Source organism: Pseudomonas sp. Pseusp21, from assembly GCF_059492145.1.
Window position 1 is genome coordinate 324475 of record NZ_CP168520.1, and the last position, 21693, is coordinate 346167.

Annotated in this window: 21 protein-coding genes; 17 read left to right on the forward strand and 4 right to left on the reverse strand. The window is 62.1% G+C overall.

All coding sequences use genetic code 11. The features are described 5' to 3' along the window. Positions 1-39: 39 nt before the first annotated feature. Positions 40-1665 carry an NADP-dependent glyceraldehyde-3-phosphate dehydrogenase gene (locus tag ACEN93_RS01440; RefSeq protein WP_192564817.1) on the reverse strand — a complete coding sequence of 542 codons (1626 nt, stop codon included), beginning with the start codon at positions 1663-1665 and terminating at the stop codon, positions 40-42. Between the two features lie 353 nt (positions 1666-2018). Here ACEN93_RS01440 and ACEN93_RS01445 point away from each other — a divergent pair, with 353 nt between their 5' ends. From ACEN93_RS01445 to ACEN93_RS01505, 13 genes are all read left to right on the forward strand, one after another. Continuing rightward, positions 2019-2372 carry a c-type cytochrome gene (locus tag ACEN93_RS01445; RefSeq protein ID WP_495610930.1) on the forward strand — a complete coding sequence of 118 codons (354 nt, stop codon included), beginning with the start codon at positions 2019-2021 and terminating at the stop codon, positions 2370-2372. Between the two features lie 76 nt (positions 2373-2448). After that, a complete protein-coding gene (locus ACEN93_RS01450; protein WP_495611537.1) occupies positions 2449-3777 on the forward strand; it encodes a D-arabinono-1,4-lactone oxidase in 1329 nt (442 codons plus the stop codon). Positions 3778-3851: 74 nt separating this feature from the next. Further along, positions 3852-5060, forward strand: a complete 1209-nt coding sequence (locus ACEN93_RS01455) for a DSD1 family PLP-dependent enzyme (RefSeq protein WP_495611538.1) — start codon at positions 3852-3854, stop codon at positions 5058-5060. 297 nt (positions 5061-5357) lie between these two features. Continuing rightward, complete coding sequence (locus ACEN93_RS01460; protein WP_074690888.1) at positions 5358-5984, forward strand: transposase; 627 nt, start codon at positions 5358-5360, stop codon at positions 5982-5984. A 56-nt stretch (positions 5985-6040) separates the two neighbouring features. Continuing rightward, a complete protein-coding gene (locus tag ACEN93_RS01465) occupies positions 6041-7636 on the forward strand; it encodes a ShlB/FhaC/HecB family hemolysin secretion/activation protein (protein ID WP_495610931.1) in 1596 nt (531 codons plus the stop codon). Between the two features lie 14 nt (positions 7637-7650). Continuing rightward, positions 7651-9450 carry a DUF2341 domain-containing protein gene (locus ACEN93_RS01470; protein WP_495610932.1) on the forward strand — a complete coding sequence of 600 codons (1800 nt, stop codon included), beginning with the start codon at positions 7651-7653 and terminating at the stop codon, positions 9448-9450. An 11-nt stretch (positions 9451-9461) separates the two neighbouring features. Further along, the gene (locus tag ACEN93_RS01475; protein WP_007955109.1) at positions 9462-9887 is read left to right on the forward strand and encodes an ExbD/TolR family protein; all 426 of its coding nucleotides are present in this window, start codon (positions 9462-9464) and stop codon (positions 9885-9887) included. A gap of 3 nt (positions 9888-9890) precedes the next feature. Beyond that, positions 9891-10595, forward strand: coding sequence for an energy transducer TonB family protein (locus ACEN93_RS01480; protein ID WP_074690891.1), 705 nt, complete (start codon positions 9891-9893; stop codon positions 10593-10595). A 39-nt stretch (positions 10596-10634) separates the two neighbouring features. Further along, on the forward strand, positions 10635-12332 hold the full coding sequence (locus ACEN93_RS01485; protein ID WP_495610933.1) for a putative porin: 1698 nt from the start codon (positions 10635-10637) through the stop codon (positions 12330-12332). 16 nt (positions 12333-12348) lie between these two features. Continuing rightward, positions 12349-12978 (forward strand): DNA repair protein, encoded by a 630-nt coding sequence (locus ACEN93_RS01490; protein WP_495610934.1) that lies wholly within the window; start codon positions 12349-12351, stop codon positions 12976-12978. A gap of 29 nt (positions 12979-13007) precedes the next feature. Beyond that, complete coding sequence (locus ACEN93_RS01495; RefSeq protein ID WP_039772356.1) at positions 13008-13475, forward strand: YbjN domain-containing protein; 468 nt, start codon at positions 13008-13010, stop codon at positions 13473-13475. Next, positions 13472-14419 (forward strand): peptidylprolyl isomerase, encoded by a 948-nt coding sequence (locus ACEN93_RS01500; RefSeq protein ID WP_495610935.1) that lies wholly within the window; start codon positions 13472-13474, stop codon positions 14417-14419. The genes ACEN93_RS01495 and ACEN93_RS01500 overlap by 4 nt, the downstream gene beginning before the upstream one ends. 39 nt (positions 14420-14458) lie before the next feature. Beyond that, positions 14459-15436 carry a LysR family transcriptional regulator gene (locus ACEN93_RS01505; protein ID WP_495610936.1) on the forward strand — a complete coding sequence of 326 codons (978 nt, stop codon included), beginning with the start codon at positions 14459-14461 and terminating at the stop codon, positions 15434-15436. A 147-nt stretch (positions 15437-15583) separates the two neighbouring features. Here ACEN93_RS01505 and ACEN93_RS01510 read toward each other — a convergent pair whose 3' ends face one another. Beyond that, on the reverse strand, positions 15584-15955 hold the full coding sequence (locus ACEN93_RS01510) for a DUF6124 family protein (RefSeq protein WP_103386887.1): 372 nt from the start codon (positions 15953-15955) through the stop codon (positions 15584-15586). A 410-nt stretch (positions 15956-16365) separates the two neighbouring features. On the opposite strand from ACEN93_RS01510, the gene ACEN93_RS01515 reads away from it, so the two are divergent. Continuing rightward, entirely contained in the window at positions 16366-16875 is a 510-nt protein-coding gene (locus tag ACEN93_RS01515) for a GNAT family N-acetyltransferase (RefSeq protein ID WP_074690896.1), read from the forward strand. A gap of 116 nt (positions 16876-16991) precedes the next feature. Further along, positions 16992-17483 carry a hypothetical protein gene (locus tag ACEN93_RS01520; protein ID WP_039772365.1) on the forward strand — a complete coding sequence of 164 codons (492 nt, stop codon included), beginning with the start codon at positions 16992-16994 and terminating at the stop codon, positions 17481-17483. Positions 17484-17615: 132 nt separating this feature from the next. Here the strand turns inward: ACEN93_RS01520 and ACEN93_RS01525 are convergent, their stop codons facing one another. Both ACEN93_RS01525 and ccoN read right to left on the reverse strand, forming a co-directional pair. Next, positions 17616-17837, reverse strand: coding sequence for a hypothetical protein (locus ACEN93_RS01525; protein WP_074690898.1), 222 nt, complete (start codon positions 17835-17837; stop codon positions 17616-17618). 15 nt (positions 17838-17852) lie between these two features. Next, positions 17853-19280: a cytochrome-c oxidase, cbb3-type subunit I gene (ccoN, locus tag ACEN93_RS01530; protein ID WP_085667259.1), complete on the reverse strand. Its 1428-nt coding sequence runs from the start codon at positions 19278-19280 to the stop codon at positions 17853-17855. 255 nt (positions 19281-19535) lie between these two features. Between ccoN and ACEN93_RS01535 the strand changes: the two genes are divergently transcribed. Both ACEN93_RS01535 and ACEN93_RS01540 read left to right on the forward strand, forming a co-directional pair. Further along, positions 19536-21209, forward strand: coding sequence for a nitrite/sulfite reductase (locus ACEN93_RS01535; protein ID WP_495610937.1), 1674 nt, complete (start codon positions 19536-19538; stop codon positions 21207-21209). Further along, a complete protein-coding gene (locus tag ACEN93_RS01540) occupies positions 21206-21685 on the forward strand; it encodes a DUF934 domain-containing protein (protein ID WP_495610938.1) in 480 nt (159 codons plus the stop codon). The genes ACEN93_RS01535 and ACEN93_RS01540 overlap by 4 nt, the downstream gene beginning before the upstream one ends. The last annotated feature ends 8 nt before the right edge of the window (positions 21686-21693 follow it).

Consider the following 21693-nt stretch of genomic DNA (forward strand, 5'->3'; position numbering starts at 1 on the left):
CAGCGGTGGGGGCTGAAAGTGCTCAGCGCTGATTCCTCCTCAGAAGATGTAGTCGGTGGCGATGAAGTTCGAATCCCGTCCGCGAATGATTTCGCTGATCAGATCCTTGTTGGGTTCCTGGAACTTGGTCGCCACCAGCGTACGGATCGAAAACACCCGCAGCGCATCGTGTACCGACAGCGTGCCCTCGGCGGAGTTCTTGCGCCCGTTGAATGGGTAAGTGTCCGGGCCGCGCTGGCACTGGGCGTTGAGGTTGATCCGCCCGACCTGGTTGGCGAAGGTATCGACCAGGCGGCCGACGGCGACCGGATTGGTGCCGAAGATGCTCAATTGCTGGCCGAAGTCCGACTCCAGCACATAGTCGATCACGGTATCGAGGTGACGGTACGGCACAATCGGCACGACCGGGCCGAACTGCTCTTCCTGATACACGCGCATCTGCGGCGTCACCGGGTACAGCACCGCCGGGTAGAAGAACGAAGCCCGCGCTTCGCCGCCATTCGGGTTGACTACCTGGGCGCCTTTGCTCTGCGCGTCGGCCACCAGCCCGTGCAGATAATCGACCTTGCCCGACTCCGGCAGCGGCGTCAGCGAAACCCCGCTGTCCCACGGCATGCCTGGTTTGAGGCTGGCCAGTTTGGCGTTGAATTTCTCGATGAAGCTGTCGACCACATCTTCATGCACGAACAGAATCTTCAGCGCGGTGCAGCGCTGGCCGTTGAACGACAGCGAACCGGTGACCGCTTCGCTGACCGCGTTGTCCAGATCCACCTCGGGCAGGACGATACCGGGGTTCTTCGCATCCAGCCCCAGCGCGGCACGCAAACGGTGTGGTTTCGGGTGCAGTTTTTTCAGGTCGCTGGCGGCCTTGTTGGTGCCGATGAAGGCGAAGATGTCGATCTTGCCGCTGGCCATCAGCGCACTGACGGTCTCGCGGCCGCTGCCGTAGATCACGTTGATCACGCCGGTCGGGAAACTGTCGCGGAAAGCTTCAAGCAAAGGACGGATCAGCAGCACGCCGAGCTTGGCTGGCTTGAACACCACGGTGTTGCCCATGATCAGCGCCGGTATCAGCGTGGTGAACGTCTCGTTCAGCGGATAGTTGTAAGGGCCCATGCACAGCGCCACGCCGAGCGGGACGCGGCGGATCTGGCCGAGGGTGTCCTGTTCCAGCTCGAAACGGCTGGAGCGGCGGTCCAGTTCTTTCAGCGCATTGATGGTGTCGACGATGTAGTCGCAGGTGCGGTCGAACTCTTTTTCCGAGTCCTTGAGGTTCTTGCCGATTTCCCACATCAGCAGTTTCACCACGGCGTCGCGCTGTTGGCGCATGCGCCCGAGGAAAGCTTCGACGTGCTGGATGCGTTCGGCCACGCGCATGGTCGGCCACAGGCCCTGGCCCCGGTCGTAGGCGCGGACGGCGGCGTCGAGGGCGGTGAGAGCGGTGTCGGCGTCCAGCAGCGGCGTGCTGCCGAGGATCACTTGTTCGTCGCCGTTGTCGCCGTGCAGATAGACCGGGCTGCGCACGGTGGCGAGCGGGCCGTCCCAGCGGCGCAACTGGCCATCGACCAGGTATTCGCGTTGCTCGACCTGACCGTCGAGGCGGTATTTTTCCGGGATGTCGCTGACAGAAGGGAACAGGTTGCCAAGGATGTTTGCTGTGGTCATGTCGCTACCCCGTGTTGATGTCCGCATGCAGATCAAAAAGTCTCAACAGGTTATACGCCTGAATGCGCGGAAATTTAAACCCGCAAATGTCACGCGAATGTCACGCGAAACCGCACAGCAGAGCGGGCATCCACACATGATCGTTCCCACGCTCTGCGTGGAAATGCCTCAAGGGACGCTCCGCGTTCCAAGCGAACGCAGAGCGTCCAGGGCTGCATTCCCACGCGGAGCCTGGGAACGATCGTCTTCAGGTAATGGGCTGGCCCCGTTTGCCCCCCTCAATGTCCCGCAATGCCCTCAACCCGCCGACCCGCCTGCCTTAAGGTGTGACCACAACAATAAGCGAGGCCGTTATGCGGGCAATCCGACTCACATTATTACTGGCGTTGGCCATGACGCTGCCTGGCTGCGGCGAAGACCCCAAACCCCCGGCCAGCACCAACAACACCATTCCCAAAGACCCGGCGCTGGCGCAGATCTACGCTAACAGCTGCCAGCTCTGCCACGCCAACCCCGCCGCGAATGCGCCGCTGACCGGTGACCGCAAGTCCTGGGAACCGCGCATCCAGCAGGGCGCCGACACGCTGCTCGACCACGCCATCAACGGCTACAACGGCATGCCGCCGATGGGCCAGTGCGTCGAGTGCTCGGAAGAACAATTTCTTCAGTTGATCGGCTTCATGGCCGACCAGCCGCTCCCACAATAAGGACCCTGGCATGCCGATAGATCTGACACGCCGGCAGTTGTTGCAACGGGCAAGCATCGTCGGCGCGTTCAGCGCGCTGGCCTGCAATCCGGCGCTGGGCCAGTTGATGCGCGCACCTCGGCTGATTCCCTGGCGCAACTGGTCGGGCGGGCAGAGTTGCCTGCCGGTGGCGCGGGTGGCACCGAAGAATCTGGATGAACTGACGACGGTCATTCAGCAGGCACCGGGCAAGATTCGCCCGGTCGGCTCGGCGCATTCCTTCAGCGCGCTGGTGCCCACCGATGGCACGTTACTGTCCCTGAGCTACTTCAACGGCCTGCTCGATCACGACCCGAAAACCCTGCAAGCCGAATTCGCCGCCGGCACCCCGATGTCACGCATGGGCACGCCGCTCAAGGATGTCGGCCAGGCGCTGCAAAACATGGCCGACATCGATTACCAGACACTCGCCGGGGCGATTTCCACCTCCACCCACGGCACCGGCAAAACCTTCCAGTCCTACTCGGCCCACGTCTGCGGGATGCAGCTGGTGACCGCCAACGGCGAGGTGCTGGATTGCGACAGCCAGCGTCATCCCGACGTGTTCAACGCTGCTCGCGTATCCCTCGGCGCGTTGGGCGTAGCCACCAGAATCCGCCTGCAAAACCGCCCGGCCTATCGCCTGCGGGAAACTCAGTGGATCGCCAAGACCGAAGAACTGCTCGAAGACCTGGACAAGAACACCCGCGAAAACCAGCACTGGGAAATGCTCGTCGTCACCCATTCCGATTACGCCTTGTCGATCGCCCTCAACGAAACCACTGACCCGCCCACGCCGCCGATCCCGCCCGAAGAGGAGGGCGGCAACGAGTTCGTGACCCTGATCGAAAAGATCGACAAGTACGGCAGCGATTTCCCGAACCTGCGCAGTTCGCTGCTCAACAGCCTGCGGCATCTGGCTAGTTTCGATGACCGGGTCGGCGACTCGTTCGATATCTACGCCAACGTGCGCACCGTGCGTTTCAACGAGATGGAATATTCGGTGCCCGCCGAACACGGCCCGGCCTGCCTGCGCGAGATTCTCAAGCTGATCCGCGACAAGGACCTGCGCACCTGGTTTCCCATCGAGTACCGCTACGTCAAGGCCGACGACATTCCGCTGAGCATGTTCGAAGGCCGCGACAGCTGTTCGATCTCGGTCCACCAGCACTACCAGATGGACCATCACAACTTCTTTGCCGCCGTCGAGCCGATCTTCTGGAAATACAACGGCCGCCCGCACTGGGGCAAGTTGCACACGCTGAATGCCCGCACGTTGCAAACGCTCTATCCGCGTTGGCAGGAATTCATTCAGGTACGCCAGGCGCTGGACCCGAGCGGCAAGTTTCTCAACGGGCATCTGTCGTCGATTCTGGGGGTGAGCTGATGGCGGTCAATCGACGTAATTTCGTGCTCGGGACTTTGGGTGTCGGTGCCCTGCTTGTGGGCGTGGGGGCGTGGCTGCGGCCGGGGGATCGCGGCGGGCCTTACAGCGACTATTTCCGAGCGCTGAACAACGAACTCAAGACCAAAGGCCCGATGCGCCCGGTGTTGCTGATCGATCTGGATCGCCTCGATCACAACATCGACGTGGTGATGCGCTCGGTCAAACGCGCGGGCAAGCAGTTGCGGCTGGTGGAGAAATCCCTGCCATCACCGGGTCTGCTCAGCTACATCGGCCAAAGGGCAGGGACGCAGCAGCTGATGTCGTTCCATCAGCCGTTTCTCAATCACGATGCAGTGACGTTCCCGCAGTCCGACATTCTGCTCGGCAAGCCGCTGCCGGTGCGTTCCGCCGAGCTGTTCTATCAAACCCACAAGGGCCCGTTCGACCCGACGAAGCAACTGCAATGGCTGATCGACAACCCCGAACGTCTGCAGCAATACCTCGCACTGGCTCAGGGGGTGGGCACGCGGATGCGGATCAATATCGAGCTCGACGTCGGCCTGCACCGGGGCGGCGTCAGTGACGTGAACGTGCTCGGGCAGATGCTCGCGCTGATCGCCGCCTACCCGCAGCATCTGGAGTTCGCCGGGTTCATGGGCTACGACCCGTTCGTGGGTATGGGCGTGCCGGGGATTCTCGGTTCGCCCGAGGAACTGTTCGCCAAGGTGATGGTGATTTATCAGCGCTGCGTCGACTTCACCCGGCAGCAATATCCGGCGCTGTGGCATGACGGCTTGTGCCTGAACACTGCTGGCAGCCCGAGTTATCGCATGCATGAAAACGAAAGCCTGAGCAGTGAGGTGTCGGTTGGGACAGCGATGCTCAAGCCGACGCATTACGATCTGCCGTCGCTGGTTGAACATGAGCCCGCCACGTACATCTCCACCCCGGTGCTGAAAAGCACGGGGCCGGTGAACATCCCGGCGCTGGATGACAAGTCGAGGCTGTTTTCGTGGTGGGACACCAACCAGCGGCAGACCTTTTTCATCTACGGCGGCAACTGGATGGCCGAGTTCGAATCACCGCCCGGATTGCAGAGCAATGGCGTTTATGGGCGTAGCTCGAATCAGGAGATGGTCAATGGTTCGAATGCCGTTGGCCTGACGGTGGAGGATCAAGTCTTTCTGCGGCCGACCCAGACCGAGGCGGTGTTATTGCAATTCGGCGACTTGCTGGCGGTGCGTGGCGGTAAGATCGTCGACATCTGGCCGGTCTACACCTGACGGAATGTTTTTCTGAAAACGCCCCATAACCCTGTGGGAGCGGGCTTGCTCGCGAAGGCGTCCCGTCAGTCACTCTCTAAGTGACAGACACACCACTTTCGTCGGAACGCCGCCCGGAGCAAGCCCGCTCCCACAGGGTTTTGTGTTGTCTGCCAAATCCCGATCAATTTCTGTAATGAAGCTTTTATGACAAAAGTTCGGTAGCACATCGCCAGTCCGGTCATGCCTATGTAACGCGCTTGAGGGGCCCTGAGGGGCGCTTTTCACAAGCCGAGGCGGGACGCCGGGAGTGAGGCAATGGGGACTATGGAACGCTACTCGAAAGTGGGCATGCAGGAACTCGATCAACGCCTGTCGAAGATCGTCGAAGCCGCGCGCAAGAAGCCGGTTTCGGTGTATCGCTACGGCGCGCCGTGGGTCTGGATCGTGTCGCAGGATGACTGGCAGGGCGCCTTGAAAGAGGTTTCCAGCTACATTCCGCCGGGGCATTCGCTGGTGCTGCTGCGCCCGCAGATCGACGACCTGCTCGACGCGCACCGCGACCTCCTGCACGACCTCAATGCCCAACCCGGCATGCTGATCGCCCCGCAGACGGTCATGCACATCCTGCTCCTGCAACTGCTGTATTCGGTGCCCAGCGAGCAGCAGCTCTACGAACAGCTCAATTACAACCTGCTGTTTCGCTGGTTCGTCGGCCTCGGTCTGAACCAGAAAGTCTGGAGTTTCAACGTCCTCAGTCGCGACATCGCCACGCTGCTCAACGAGCCGCGTGCGGTGCAGCTCATCCAGAAAATCATCGGTGAAGTGTTCTGCGGCGCGCTGCTGCAAATGCCCGAGTTCTCCTTGAACTTCGCGCTGCTGCACACCTGGCTGGGCAAGCACACCGGGGCCTGCACTTCAGCAATCAAGAACGCCAGTAACTGACGCACACGCAAGGCGCAAAAGCGCCAACAGGTCATCGCGAATTTTCAGGGGGTAGTGTGGATCAGATTTTCACGTCACGGCTGGCGCTGTGGGGCTGGCTGCTGGTGACGGCCGGTGCGCAGCCGGCGTTCGCCGAGGGGGCCGAAAACGCAGCGGCGCAGCGTCTGGTGGACGTCAACGAATACTTCGTGCGCGGCAACACCGTGCTCGATGCGCGGGCGATCGAAGAAGCGGTGTACCCGTTCCTCGGCCCGCAAAAAGCCTTGAGCGACATCGAAGGCGCGCGGGATGCCTTGCAGAAGGCCTATCAGGAACGTGGCTATCAATCGGTGTTCGTCGAACTGCCGGAGCAAGCGGTGGCCGACGGCATCGTCTACCTGCAAGTCAGCGAAACCAAGGTCGGCCGGGTCCGCGTGGTCGGCGCCAAACACTATTCTCCGCTGGATATCCGCGACAATGTCCCGGCGCTGAAGGAAGGCGAGGTGCCGGACTTCGCCAAGGTCCAGGGCGAACTGGCGCAACTCAACAAGACCCCGGGCCGCCAGGTGATGCCGCTGGTGCGTGAAGGCCAGCGCCCCGGCACCATGGACGTGGACTTGCAGGTCGAAGACCAGAACCCGTGGACCGCCAGCGTCGGCCTGAACAACGACTACAGCGCCGACACCGAAAAACTGCGGACCGTCACCAGCCTCGGCTACAACAACCTTTGGCAGTTGGGACACAGCGTCAACCTGACGTTCTTCACCGCGCCACAGGAAACCGATAATGCCAAGGTCTGGTCCGGCTCCTACACCGCGCCGCTGACCGAGCGCTGGAGCGTGCAGTTCTCCGGTTACCAGTCCGACAGCAACGTCGCCACCATCGGTGGCAGCAACGTGCTCGGCAAGGGCCATTCCTACGGCGTAGCGGCGATCTACACGATCCCGTCCAGCGGCAACTGGTCGAACTCGCTGTCGGCCGGCATCGACTTCAAGGACTTCGACGAGCGCCTGACCCTGTCCGGCGAGAGCGACAAGGTGCCGCTGAAATACGCGCCGTTCACCTTCGCCTACAACGGCTATCGCTACACAGAAAAGAGCCAGCTCGGCCTCGGCCTGAGCCTGGTCGCCGCCACCCGCAGCATCTTCGGCTACGGCAGCTCCGACGAAGACTTCGACTACAAACGCTACCGCGCCAACCCGAGCTTCGCCGTGCTCAAAGGCGATACCAACTTCACCTGGACCTTCGACAGCGACTGGCAGAGCGCAAGCAAAGCCGCGTTCCAACTGGCGTCCGGGCCGCTGGTTTCCAACGAACAATTCTCCGCCGGCGGCGCTACATCGGTACGCGGCTATCTGGCCGCTGAACGCACCGCCGATGACGGCTTCCTGATCAGCGAAGAGCTGCGCACACCGTCGCTGGCCAAGTACGTCGGCGGCTGGATGCAGGACTGGCGCTTCTACGCCTTCGCCGAAGGCGCGCAACTCTACCTGCGCGACGAACTGCCGGATCAGGACGCCAATTACGCCCTGGCCAGCGTCGGCCTCGGCACCCGCGCCAGCCTGAGCAAATGGCTGTCCGGCAGCCTCGACTGGGGCTATCCGCTACTCGAAGGGCCGAACACCTCGAAACAGGAATCGCGCCTGCACTTCAACCTTCAGGCCACTTTCTAACAGGAGCACTTTTCATGCAGCGCCTTTTCCTTTCGTTGTTGATCTGCCTGGGCTTCGTGCTCCCGGCCACGGCTCAGGCCTGGTGGCAGGACGACTGGCATTACCGCAAACAGATCGCCGTCGACACCACGCCGCAAGGCGCCGCGATCAATCAGGCCCTGGGCCGCACCGCGCTGCTGGTGCGCCTGCACACCGGCAACTTCACCTTCGACGGCGTTAAAGAGGACGGCTCGGACCTGCGCTTCGTCGCCGCCGATGACAAGACCGTGCTCAACCACCAGATCGAAAGCTTCGACGCGTTGATGGGCATGGCGCTGATCTGGGTCGATGTGCCGAATGTCGAGGGCGGTCAGCGTCAGGACATCTGGATGTACTACGGCAACCAGAAAGCCCCGGCCACCGGCAACGGCCAACTGACGTTCGATCCGAATTACACCGCGCTCTATCACTTCGACGGCGCCACCGGCACCCCGGCGAAAGACACCACCGCTTACGGCAATACCGCGCAGAGCGCGACCGGCGCCGCGATTGACGGCGTAGTAGGGCGGGCCCTGCAGTTCAGCGGCCAGCCGTTGCTGTTGCCGGCCAGTCCGTCGTTGCAGCACAACGCTGGCAGCGCGTTCACCTTCAGTGCCTGGCTGCGACTGGATCAGGCCAATGGCGAGCAACTGATCCTGGCCCGCCGCGAAGGCGCCAACAGCCTGCTGGTGGGTGTGAATCAGGGCGTGCCGTTTGTGGAAATCGACGGCCAGCGCGCCGTGGCCACGCAGCCGCTGAATCCGGGCCAATGGCAGCACGTCGCGCTGACCGCCGAAGGCGCAAAAGTGACGCTGTACATCAACGGTCGCGAAGGCGCGGCATTGGCTCAGGCGATGCCGGCGTTCAACTCGGTCATGGCCATTGGTGCTGATCTTTCCCCGAGCGCGTTCCAGCCATTCGTGGGCGCCATTGATGAACTGCGCCTGTCGAAAGTCGCCCGTCCGGCGCCGCTGCTTTTGGCTGACGCTACCTCCCAGGGCGCCGAGTCGAAACTGGTCGCCTACGGCGTCGATGAAGAACAGTCCGGTTTCGGTTTCGGCAGCCTCGGCTTCCTGCTCAACGCGGTGCCTGTGGACGCCTGGGTGATCATCGCGGTGCTGGTGCTGATGATGTTCCAGTCGTGGATCATCATGCTGCGCAAGAACCGCACCCTGAGCCGCGTCACTGCTGCCAACGAAGACTTCCGCGTGCAATTCGCCAAGGTCGGCACTCGCCTGGAAATGTTTGCCGACGACACCCAACTCGCTCAGCGTCTGCAGCACTCGCCGCTGTGGCGCCTGTACCTGGTGGCGGTGAAAGAGATCCGCACCCGCCGTGAGCAGGGCGCCGATACCTCGTCGGTTTCCGCCGCAACCATCGAAGCGATCCGCTGCTCCATGGACGGCGTGCGCACCCGGGAAAACCAGCAGCTGAGTTCGAAACTTTCGACCCTGTCCAACGCCATCGCCGGCGGCCCGTACATCGGCCTGCTCGGCACCGTGCTGGGGATCATGGTGGTGTTCCTCGGCACGGCCATGGCCGGCGACGTCAACATCAACGCTATCGCGCCGGGTATGGCGGCTGCGTTGCTCGCTACTGCCATGGGCCTGTTCGTCGCGATCCCGGCGCTGTTTGGCTACAACCGCCTGATCACCCGCAACAAGGAAGTCAGCGCCGACATGCGCGTGTTCGTCGACGAGTTCATCACCCGTCTGGCGGAGATGCACGGCGAAGGCCAGTCCAGTGAAGCGGCGCATCAGCGCGGCCATCACGCCAACCACTCCGTACCGGCCTGAGGAGCACAGACATGGCGTCCGTAAATGCCTCCCACGACGATGACGAAGATGCCGCAGTGGACAGCATCAACATCACGCCACTGGTGGACGTGCTGATGGTGGTGCTGGTGATGTTCATCCTCACCGCCACCGCGCAGGTCTCCGGGATCCAGATCAACCTGCCCAAGGCCAGCGCCGCGGTGTCGTTGTCCGAAGCCAAGACCAAGGCGATTTCGGTCAACGACGGCGGCCAGGTGTTCCTCGACGCCTACCCGGTGACGTTGCCGGAGCTGGAAGAACGCCTGCGCATCGAGAAGGCGCAGAACCCGGACTTCCCGGTGATCGTGCGCGGCGACGCCACGGTGCAATACCAGAAGGTCATCGAAGTACTGGACCTGCTGCGCCGGCTCGAACTGTCCCAGGTCGGTCTCGTTACCGGCAAACCGACGCAGGGCTGAGTGATGACTGCACAACTGCCAATCGAGCCTTTGCCGGTGAAGAAGTCGCCACTGCGCTACGCGAAGTGGGGCGCCGGGCTGCTGCTGGGCGCCGTCGCGGCGTTCCTGTTGTGGCAGTGGGCCAACGACATGAGCGGCATCCGCCGGGAAGCGCCGAAGGTGCCGACGATCATTCCGTTGCCGCCACCGCCACCACCGCCGCCGGAAAAACCGCCGGAGCCGGAAACCCCGGTGGAAGAAAAAATCGTCGAGCCCGAGCCAACGCCCGAACCGCAAGAGGTCAAGCCCGAGGAAGAGGCACCGCCATCGCCGGCGGACGACCTGGCCAACCCGATGCAAATGGACGGCGACGCCCAGAGCGGCAGCGACGCCTTCAACATCGGCGCGGGCAAGGGCGGCGGCATGGCCGGTTCCGGCGGTGGGCGACTGGGCAACGGCACCTACAGCCAGTTCCTGGCGTTCACCTTCCAGAAGCTGCTGCGCGAGAACCCCGACCTGCGCAACCTGGCGTTTTCGCTGCAGGCCGATGTGTGGCTGAGCAGCGTCGGCGAGATCACCCGGGTCGAGCTCATCAAGTCCAGCGGCAACCCCGAGATTGACAGTCAGGTGCTGGCCGCCTTGCGTAACGCGCCCCACCTGAGCGAACGGCCACCGGCCTCCATCACCTTGCCTGTGCGCATGTCCCTGCAAGGGCGGCGTCCGGGTTAACCGAATTCATAAAGCTGTATGAAAAGGAGTTGTGTGCAGATGATTTCCAACGTGAATCGATTGTCCCTGGCGGTCGGCATGGTCATCGCGACCCTGGTCGGTCAGGCCGCGGCAGCGCCTGCGCCCTCGGAGAACGCCACGATCAATCTGATCCGCTTGCTGGTCGAGCAGGGCATTCTGAAACAGGACAAGGCCGACGAGCTGATCGCCCAGGCCCAGAACGAAGCGGCCCAGGCCAAGCAGGCTGCGGCGTCCACCGCTGTGGCCGCCGGGCCGGTCGCCGCACCGGGCGATGTGCGGGTGCAATACGTGCCGGCCGCAGTGCGCGACCAGATCCGCGATCAGGTCAAGGCTGAGGTCATGGCCACCGCCAAACAGGAAAACTGGGCTGCGCCCAATACGTTCCCGGACTGGGCGTCGCGCATCAGCTTCGACGGCGACATCCGTCTGCGTGACGAATCGCGCTACTACTCGGGCAGCAACAGCAACGAAATCGTCGACTTCGCCAAGCTCAACAACAACGGCCCGTACGACGTGAACCCCAACAGCAGCACCGCGCTGCCACCGTTGCTCAACACTCGCGAAGACCGCGAAAACCTGTTCCGCCTGCGCGCCCGGCTGGGCATGAAAGCAGTAATCTCGCCGGAATGGACCGCCGGCATCCGTATCGGCACCGGCTCGGACAACAATCCGGTGTCGACCACCCAGAACCTCGGCGGTGGCTTCTCGAAAAAGGACATCTGGCTCGATCAGGGTTACCTGACCTGGAAGCCGTCGGATGAACTGACCCTGACCGGTGGCCGCTTCGCCAATCCGTTCATGTCCACCGACATGCTGTATTCCAACGACCTGAACTTCGACGGCGTGGCGGCGATTTTCGACCACAAGCTCAGCCGCGACTGGGGCGTATTCGGCACCGTCGGCGCGTTCCCGGTGGACTACACCAACGACACCACCACCAGCAACGGCTTCGACAAGGAAGAAAGCGACAACAAATGGCTGTACGGCGCGCAGATCGGCGCCAAATGGGCGATCAACAGCAACAACCGCCTGAAAGGCGCGCTGGCCTACTACCGCTTCGACGACATCGAAGGCCAGCGCTCCAGTCCTTGCGAACCCTGGGCCGGCGCACCGGGCTGCGACAGCGACGGCACCCGCGCGGCGTTCATGCAGAAGGGCAACAGCGTGTTCCTGCTGCGCGACATCACGCCTAACCCGCTCAACCCGACCACCACGCCGCAACCGCAGTTCGTTGGTCTCGCTTCCGAGTTCAACCTGCTGGACCTCAACGTGGTGTGGGACACCGACCTGGCGGAAGACTTCAAACTGCGCAGCCAGGGCAACTACATCCACAACCTTGGTTACGACGAAGGCGACATGCGCAAGCGTTCGGCCGGGCAACTGGTCAACAACCTCGACAGCAACGGCAACATCGAAAGCGGCGCCAATGCGTGGATGGTCCAGTTCACCCTCGGCAACGCACTGGAGCTGAAGAAGCAGGGCGACTGGAACCTGTTCGCCGGCTACAAGTACATCCAGCCGGATGCCTTGCCGGACGGCTTCAACGATTCGTCGTTCCACCTCGGCGGCACCAACGCCAAGGGCTACTTCCTGGGCGGCAATTACGGTCTGGCGAAGAACGTCTACGCCACCGGCCGCTGGCTGAGTTCGGAGGCGGTGTATGGCGCGCCGTTCGACATCGACGTCATGCAGCTTGAGATCAACACGCGCTTCTAAGCGCCGGGAGAGGGATATGAAAATCCGCTGTTTATGGCTTGGGCTCGGGATGTTGATCGCCACCGGGGCGAGCGCCGAAGGCATGGAAGAACGCCTGCGCACCCAGTTGCGCAGCACCACCCAGCAGTTGCAAGCCCTGCAAAGCCAACAGGCCCAGGCCAGCGCCGCGCAACTGGCGGCGCAGAACGAAGCCAAGGCTGCGCAGGCACAAATCAAGCAATTGACCGCCGAACTGGCCAAGGCCAAAGGCCTCGCCGAGCAGCTGGCCGGGCAGCAGCAAGCCCTGCACAGCCAGGCCCAGGCGCAAGTCGCGGCCAGCAACGAGCAGACCGGCAAGTTCAAGAAAGCCTATGACGAGTTGTTGGTCATGGCCCGTGCCAAAGAGGCAGAACGGTCTAAGCTTCAAGCGCAATTGACTGAACGTGACACACAAGTGCAGCAATGTTCGGTCAAGAATCAGCAGATGTACGGCGTGGCCAAGCAGATTCTCACCGCCTACGAAAACATCGATGTGGCCGAGGTGATGAAGATCCGCCAGCCCTTCGCCGGCAGTGCCCGGGTCAAGTTCGATGAACTGGCTCAGGGCTTTGGCGATGAACTGTACAAGACTCAATTCGATGCGCCGCAAGCCGCGATTGCGCACTGATTAAAAGACTCATGGACAAGGAAGAAGTAATGACTCAATTGATCTCCCACGTATCCCCGCAATCCCTGACCGACGTGCTGCAAGCTGCCGGTTACCGCGTCAACCAGACCGAACAGAACGGCATCGTCCAGTTGCTCAGCGCCAGCCAGGGCATCGGTTACGCCGTGCGTTTCGGCAACCCGGCGGTGGCGGAGCAGGGCAGCTACGTCGACTTCACGTTCAGCTGCGCCTTGCGCGTGCAGGGTGAGTTGCCGGCCGGTGTGGCTGAGCAGTGGAACGCGACTCGCCGGTTTGCCCGGTTGTCGTTGCAGGGCGAGTTTCTGGTGATGGAGATGGACGTGGTGGTGGCTGCTGGCGTCAGCGGCGATTACCTGCGCGGCAACCTGGAATTGTGGGATCGCCTGTTGCAGGAGTTCATCGTGTACCTGCGTGATTTCACCCAGAACGCCGCTGCCGCTCAGGCACCAAAAGTTGAGCAAGAGGAAGTCGCGCTGTGACAAAACCTGCCATGGTAATCAGCGCCGCTGCGGTGGCGCTGTTGGTGGTCGCCGTGGCGCTGGTGGTGCGGCCGGGTAATGACCCGGTCGCCGCCCAGCAACCGGCGCCGGTCACTGCGGCGAACAGTGGGCCTGCGGTGGCGCGATTGGGCAATCAGCAGGTCTCGCCGGAGGAATTGCAGGCGCTGCTGGCGGCCGTCCCGCCGCAGACCCGCGAGCAACTGCGCGGTAATCGTGAGGCGCTCGAGCGCTGGATTCGTTCACGTCTGGCCGAAAAAGCCGTGCTGGAACAGGCCGATGCCCAAGGCTGGGCGCAGCGCCCGGACGTGGTGCGGCAGACCCGCGCCGCCACCGAACAGATCGTGTTTCGCGACTATTTGCAGTCGGTGAGTCAGGTGCCGACGGATTACCCGAGCGCTGCCGAGTTGCAGCAGGCGTATAACGCGGGCAAAGCCAACTGGCAGACGCCGGCGTTGTATCGGGTCAGCCAGATTTTTCTTGGGGTGAATGAGCCGCAGAATCTCGAAGCCGTGCGCAAACAGGCGACGGAGTTGAGCAAGAAAGCCCAGTCGACCCCGGCGGACTTTGCGGCGTTGGCCAAGGAGTTTTCCCAGGATCGCCTCACTGCCGAACGCGGCGGCGACACCGGCCTGCAACCGTTGCAGCAACTGGTGCCGGAAGTGCGTGGTGCCGTGGCGCGGCTCAAGGTTGGCGCGGTCTCCGATCCCGTGCAAAGCAGTGCCGGTTTTCACGTGATCAAACTCACCGAACAACAACCGGCCCGCACCGCGACCCTCGACGAGTTGCGCGATCAACTGACCCAGGCCTTGCGGGCACAACGTCAGGAGCAGATCGCCCAGGCGTATCTGGACGGCATGCTCAACACCGCGACGCTGAGCATTGACGGGGCCGAGCTCAACAAGGTGCTGGAGACCAAACCTTAAGCGCTGCACATCAAAACAAAGATCGACAGGGAGTCATCGATGTCATTCACCGAACCCGCAGCACGACAGAGCAGCGCCGATTTCCGCTGGCCCCGGGACAAGGACGAACCCTGGCTGGCGCAGGCCGCGACCCTCGACGGCGACGTCGCCCAATACTTTCTGGTCAGCGCCCGTTGCGGCTGCTTCATGCAGGCCGCCCGCAGCCTCAACGTGCGCTCGACCCTGCTGCGCAAGCAACTGGCGCAACTCGAACAGCAACTGCAATGCGCACTGTTCAGCTTTCAGGGCAGCGCCTTAAGCCTGACCCGCGAAGGCCTGCAATTGCAGGCGCAACTGATCGCTTTGGCCCACGAACGCAAACTGCCGGTGATCGAGCAACCCTTGATCAGGCTGGCCGTCGCCGAATCGATCCTGCATGACATCCTTGGCCGCGACCTCATCGCACTGCTGCGCCGCAACGCCAGCGTGCGCCTCGAAATCATCGCCCTCGACAGCGAACTGGCCCTGCGCGCCGTCAGCGCCGACATCGTGCTGTGGCTCGCCCACGGCGACACCCCGCATCCTGGCCCGACCTTCACCATCAGCGAACCGCAACGCCTTGCACAACTGGAATACCAGCCGCACATCGCCAAACGCTATTCGCGCGTGACTGCACGCCCGGAAAGCCCCGATGACCTCGCCGATTTCATGCTGGTGCAATGGCAGCACGATCGGCAGATCGACAGCTTTCGGCCGTGGAATGAACTGGTTGAACAGCGTCTGGCGGGCGTGGTGCAGATGCAGTCTTACGAGCTGATGCTGGAGATGATCCGGTGCAGTGCGTGCATCGGGTTGCTGCCGATGTACATGAGCCGGTTTGATCGCGGGTTGGTGGCGTTGCCGGGGTTGTTTGACGAGGCAATGCGGTTGCAAGCGTGGTTGGCGATTAATTCCGCATCGCAGGATGTGGCTGAAGTACAGACGTTGGTTGAGTTGATTCAGCGGACGTTCAATGAGCGGCAGGAGTGGTTTGAGTAGGCGGACTTAGATCGTTCCCACGTCGAGGCGTCGAACCGTCCGCGTGGGAATGCCTCAAGGGACGCTCCGCGTTCCAGCTCCGGAAGGGACGCGGAGCGTCCCGGGCTGCATTCCCACGCAGAGCGTGGGAACGATCAGGCGATCAGGTTACAGCGGCGCCTCGGCCTTCAACTCCAGATTATCCAGCGCCCGATTTACCGCCAGCTCACCCAGCATGATCAGTTGCGCAATGCCCAGCAGCACGTGTCGATGCGAACCGTCCACCAGCCCGGCGAAGTCGGTGGCCATGGTTTTGGCCGAGGTCAGGGTTTCGCAGGCGTCGGCCAGCAGTTCTTCGCTGTCGATGCCGGGGGCGATGAGGTAGCGGGTGTTGGGTTTGAGCAGCGGTTTTCTGGGGAGCAGGGGATTGAAGTAGTGGTCGAGGGCGCGTTCGGCGGCTTCGTGGAAGGTCTTTGAATCGAGGGATTCGTAGGGCGAGGTGGTATCGGATTCGGGTGGGTTTGGCGTTGGTTTGATCATGGTAGTACTCCCTGATTGATGGAGCTGCCACGGTTCGCTGCGAAACGAATGGAGGTGGCAGCTGTACGCGGGTTCGCAGACCGGGAATCAAGGAACCCGGCATACCCGAAGGTATCCCGCGCACAACCGCCATTACGCGACCAGCAAAGAATGCTGAACGGAAACGACGCTCTGGGCGCCTTGATTGATCCGGGCTGCGAAACCCGATCGCTGATTCATCAGCGACCCGGAAACGATAGAGCCCGCCCTCAAGGCGCACAAGCCGGCGGATTCTGGCGGATGCGTAGGCAATGGCGCAAGCCGTTGTGGCTTGCCGGACGTTTCGGTCAACGGCTTTAAACAGTCGTGGCGAATCCGTGAAGAAGCGGTTTACAGTGACCGGCCACGCACTGATCCAGGAGGGATCTTTCATGCCTGAGCACAACCCCGCCATTCACCTTGAGCGCTACAACGAATCCCACGTCGAGGGCATCACCGCGCTCTATAACGACCCGGCCGTGACCCGGCAGGTGTTGCAGATGCCGTTTCAGACCACCGAGGTCTGGCGCAAACGCCTGGCGCCGGACAACGAGCGGGTGGTGCAACTGGTAGCGCTGCATCAGGGGGTGGTGATCGGCAATCTGGGGCTGGAGCAGTATTCACGAATTCGCCGCAGCCATGCGGGCAGTGTCGGCATGGCCGTTGCGGTGGCGTGGCAGGGCAAGGGCGTGGGTTCGAAGCTGCTGGCAGCGGCGCTGGACATCGCCGACAACTGGATGAACCTGCACCGGGTCGAGCTTTCGGTGTACGCCGACAACGAGGCGGCCATCGGCCTCTATCGCAAGTTCGGCTTCGAAAATGAGGGCCTGTTCCGCGATTACGCCGTGCGTGATGGGCAATGGGTCGACACCTTGAGCATGGCGCGTCTGCGCAAACGCTGACCTTCTGTCCGTCAATGGTCGATGGGGCGACCGTGCAGGCAAATGACTTGCACGGCCGTCATCGGCATCTGCCATGCTCGGAGTCCGCAGCACTGCTTCCTCAAAGGAACACCGCAATGGACGACGTACAGCAACTGGGCGAAATGCTTCGCCACTATGCCGACAGCGAAGCGCACAAGAAGCAACTGTTCGAGACGCAATCGGCGACCTGGGCTACACGGATTACCGAGTTGTTCGGGCAGATTCAGCAATGGCTGGAACCGGTGCAGGCGCCGGGGTTGCTGGAGGTGAGCCGCGAGGCTTATGTGGCGTTCGGGCCGAGCACTCCGGTTGAGACCTCGACCTTCAAGACTGAAAAACTGAGCATCGTGATTGCCGGCAAACCGGTGGAGTTCGTGCCGGATGTGATGGGCAGCGGCGGGCAGATTTCGCTGGCGGTGATGGGGTTGACGGCGGCGCGGTATGGGAGTGTTTCGTTGGTGGGACTGCCGGGCGGGGAGTGGCAGTGGCGCAAGACCAATGGGTTGAAGGATCCGGATACCTTTGCCTTCGACGCGAATTTTCTCGCGCAGCAGTTACAGAGCCTCATCCCTCGCGACCGAGGTTGACACACTTGATCGTTCCCACGCTCTGCGTGGGAATGCAGCCCGGGACGCTCCGCGTCCCTTCCGGAGCTGGAACGCGGAGCGTCCCTTGAGGCATTCCCACGCAGAGGGTGGGAACGATCAGTAAGGGGTGGCTCACATTTCGAGGTTGATCCAGCCCGGTTTGGCTATCTCCGGCGCCACCGCTTTCACGGTTTTACCGGTGGCCATCTCAACCCGCCGCGCCACCTCCGGATCATCCGCAAACGGCGTCAGACTCGCCTCATCCAGACTTTCGGCCGTCTCGTGCCGCAAGCAGTACTCAACCGCCAGCCACAGAAACACCACGCCCAACACATTCAATAAAACATCGAACATGACCAGCTCCCTTGATCAGGCGATCTGCGCTTCACGATGGGCAATCGCAACATCCGCCACTCGCACCGTGCGCCACACGTTGTAGGCCATCAGCAACATGCCGCTGAGGAAGAACACCCCGCCGGCAAACCGTACGACAAACCCCGGATGGCTGGCCTGCAGCGCTTCTACGAACGAATAAGTCAGCGTGCCGTCCTCGTTGATCGCCCGCCACATCAGACCCTGAGTAATCCCGTTGACCCACATCGAAGCTATGTACAACACCGTGCCAATGGTCGCCAGCCAGAAGTGCAGGTTGATCAGCGGCGTGCTGTGCATGCGCTCGCGGCCAAACACCTTGGGCACCATGTGATAGGTCGCGCCGAAGGTGATCATCGCCACCCAGCCCAGGGCCCCGGCGTGTACGTGGCCGATGGTCCAGTCGGTGTAGTGGGAGAGGGCGTTGACGGTCTTGATCGCCATCATCGGCCCTTCGAACGTCGACATGCCGTAGAACGCCAGCGATAGAACGAGGAAACGCAGGATCGGGTCGGTGCGCAATTTATGCCACGCGCCGGACAGGGTCATCATCCCGTTGATCATGCCGCCCCAGCTCGGCGCCAACAGGATCAGCGACATTGCCATGCCCAGCGACTGCGCCCAGTCCGGCAGCGCGGTGTAATGCAAATGGTGCGGGCCGGCCCAGATGTACAGGGTGATCAGCGCCCAGAAATGCACGATCGACAAGCGATACGAATACACCGGCCGATTCACTTGCTTGGGCACGAAGTAATACATCATCCCGAGGAACCCGGTGGTCAGGAAGAACCCCACCGCGTTGTGGCCGTACCACCACTGCACCATGGCGTCGGTGGCGCCGGAATACACCGGATAGGACTTGAACCAGTCCACCGGGATCGACAGGTGATTGACCACGTGCAGCATGGCGATCACCAGAATGAACGCGCCGAAAAACCAGTTGCCGACATAGATGTGTTTGGTCTTGCGCTGCACCACGGTGGTGAAAAACACCACGGCGTACGCGACCCAGACCACGGCCATCCACACCGCGCCGGAGAATTCGATCTCGGCGTATTCCTTGGTGGTGGTGTAGCCCAGCGGCAGGGTGACCAGCATGATCACGATCACCGATTGCCAACCCCAGAAGGTGAAGGCGGCGAGTTTGTCCGAGTACAGCCGCACCTGGCAGGTGCGCTGCACGGCGTAATAACTGGCGGCGAATTGCGCGCTGCCGGCGAAACCGAAAATCACCAGGCTCGTGTGCAAGGGTCGCAAGCGGCCAAAGGTGGTCCACGGCAGGTCCAGATTCATCTCCGGCCATACCAGTTGCGAGGCGATCCATACCCCCATCGCCATGCCCACGACACCCCAGAAAACAGTCGCGATGACGAATTGGCGGACGACCTTGTAGTTATAAGCCTGTCCGATTGTTGCTGTGCTCATGGTCAGTTCATCCACGGTTGCAAAGTCTTGCCAGGCCACCCGGTCTGGCACGAGCTGCACTGTAGAAACCCCACCGGAAACAAAACAGGCTCAGGAATTGTTGATTTATGCGGATCAGATCCAGGCGCTGCCTGCGGCCATCTGCCGCGTCCTGATACGGTTTTTATGCGTTCAGGTGAATCTGTAACCGGCTGCGCTGCAACGTCATAGTGCTTTTACAAAACTGTGGGAAACTCCTGATGAGGTGGCAGTTGCATGTATCAATACGATGATTACGACCGGGCGCTGGTGTTCGAGCGCGTTGCGCAGTTTCGCGATCAGGTCGAGCGCTTCATGGCCGGGGAGTTGAGCGAAGAGGAATTCCTGCCGCTGCGCCTGCAAAACGGCCTGTACATGCAAAAGCACGCGTACATGCTGCGGGTGGCCATTCCTTACGGCACGCTGAGCGCCGAACAGATGCGCACACTGGCAAGCATCGCCCGGGACTATGACCGTGGTTACGGCCACTTCACCACCCGGCAGAATATGCAGTTCAACTGGATCGAACTGCACGAAGTGCCGGACATCCTCGAGCGCTTGGCGCAGGTCAACATGCATGCGATCCAGACCTCGGGCAACTGCGTGCGCAACATCACCACCGAAGCCTTCGCCGGGGTCGCGGCGGACGAACTGATCGACCCGCGTCCGCTGGCGGAAATCCTGCGGCAATGGTCGACGATCAACCCGGAATTCCTGTTCCTGCCGCGCAAGTTCAAGATCGCCATCTGCTCGGCGAAGCAGGATCGCGCGGCAATCATGATGCACGACATCGGTCTCTACCTTTACCCCGGCCGTGACGGGCAAATGCTGCTGCGAGTGATCGTCGGCGGCGGGTTGGGGCGCACGCCGATCCTTGGTCTGCAGATCCGTGATGGCCTGCCGTGGCAGCACTTGCTGTCCTACGTCGAGGCGGTGCTGCGGGTTTACAACCGCCATGGTCGCCGCGACAACAAGTACAAGGCGCGGATCAAGATTCTGGTCAAGGCGCTGGGCATCGAGGCGTTCGCCAAGGAAGTCGAAGAGGAATGGCAACACCTCAAGGACGGCCCCGCGCAGTTGACCGAAGATGAATACCAGCGCGTCGCCAGTGCCTTCGTGCCGCCGAGCTATCGCACGCTGGCGGACACCGATCTGGATTACGGCACGCACCTGGCCGACAACCCGGCGTTCGCCCGTTGGGTCGCGCGCAACGTGCAGCCGCACAAAGTGCCGGGCTACACCAGCGTGGTGCTGTCGACCAAACCGGGCCTGGCCTCGCCGCCGGGGGACGTCACCGATGCGCAGATGCTGGCCGTGGCCGACTGGTCGAAGCGTTTCGGTTTCGGCGAAATCCGCATCGCCCACGAACAGAATATCGTCCTGCCGGATGTGCCCAAGTCCAATCTGTACACGCTGTGGCAATTGGCGAAAGAGCAGGGGCTGGGCGTCGCCAACGTCGGCCTGCTGACCGACATCATCGCCTGCCCCGGCGGTGATTTCTGTGCGCTGGCCAATGCCAAATCGATCCCGATTGCCCAAGCGATTCAGGCGCGGTTCGACAACCTCGATTACCTGCACGATCTTGGGGACATCAGCCTGAACATTTCCGGCTGCATGAACGCCTGCGGCCATCACCACATCGGCAACATCGGGATTCTCGGCGTCGATAAAAACGGCAGCGAGTGGTATCAGATCACCCTTGGCGGGGCTCAGGGCAAGAACAGTGCGCTGGGCAAAGTGATCGGCCCGTCGTTCAGCGCTGCCGAAGTACCGCAGGTGATCGAACGGATCATCGGCACCTTCGTGCGTTATCGCGAGGCCGAAGAACTGTTCGTCGATACCGTGGCGCGCATCGGCCTGGAGCCGTTCAAGGAGCGGGTTTATCCGAAAGCGCTGGAGGTGCCGGCATGAATAATCTGCTGCGGATGGAGGCGAGCGGGGCGCGCATCGTGCGGGATGATCCATGGACGCTGATTCGCTCGCCTGAAACAGAGCCCAGCGCCGGGATGTTGATTCTGCCGCTGGCCCACTGGCTCGAATCACCCTCGACCCATGCGGTCTGGCTCGGCCCGGACGACGGCGTCGAAAGCCTGCTGCCGTGGCTGAGCTCGTTGCCACTGATCGCCCTCGACTTCCCGAGCTTTCGCGACGGTCGCGCCTACAGCCAGGCCTATCTGCTGCGCAGCCGTTTCGGCTGGAAAGGCGAGTTGCGCGCCATCGGCGATGTACTGCGCGACCAGCTCAGCCACATGCGCCAGTGCGGTTTCGACAGCTTCGCCGTGCGCGAGGACAAATCCGCCGAGGATGCACTCAAGGGACTGGCCGGGATGAGCGTGTTGTACGGGCGCTCGGTGATCGAACCGCGACCGTTGTTCCGGCGCCGGTGATGCAGGGG